This is a genomic window from Oleiphilus sp. HI0043, from assembly GCF_001634935.1.
In genome coordinates this window covers 1-756 of record NZ_LWEY01001967.1, presented here as the reverse complement: position 1 = coordinate 756, position 756 = coordinate 1, and the positions used below count along the sequence as shown (strand labels likewise).

General features: G+C 44.0%; 1 protein-coding gene. It reads right to left on the bottom strand.

Annotation, left to right across the window (positions count from 1 at the left end; all coding sequences use genetic code 11):
* The coding region (locus A3729_RS30330; protein WP_197476323.1) for an AMIN domain-containing protein at positions 1–756 on the bottom strand (756 nt) is incomplete at both ends.

Below are 756 nucleotides of genomic sequence, written 5' to 3'. Positions count from 1 at the left end.
TTCTTCGGCTGGAGCGACAAGCAGTACATTACCCACCGTTCGCTTATCTAATCCTTTTGTTTTTAGAATCAGCTCTAGAGCCTGATCCCAAGGTACATTCTGTAAACGAAGGGTAATACTTCCACCCACGGTATCACTTGCAACCAAGTTAAGGCTGGTAAAGTCAGCAATTAACTGAAGAACAGCTCGCACTTCAATATTCTGGAAGTTCAAAGATAGCTTTTCACCAGTAAACGGAAACTTATCCTTTTTACGCTGATCGACTTCTTCTTCTGTTAGCGCTTCAACACTCACGGTAAATTTATTATCAGCCTGGTAAGCCAGGTAATCATAATGACCAGAAGCTTTAATTCTAATTAAGGCATCACCATCAACGATATCTGAATCAATACGACGAACAGGTGTTGCAAAGTCGACAACATCTAGACGCTGTCGAAGCCCCATAGGTAAGTCAACCTTTGGCATGCGTAACTGAATATGGCCACCCACTTCTGACATATCAATATCTACGTCAGGCGAAGCAAAGCTAACGACTATCTGGCCATCGCCCTTTTCACCACGCTGAAAGTCAATATTGGTTATGCCATTTCTATCCGCAGCAACTTTCCTAGAAAACGTATTCGCTGCTGGCATTGCTTCTGGCGATGACGCGACAGCTTGGTATGCTTCACCAGCACCCTCTGAGCCCACCAATACAAACAGCGTATTTCCACTCGTTCGCGTGCTATAGGGCACTAAGTCAACTAAATCAAGAAT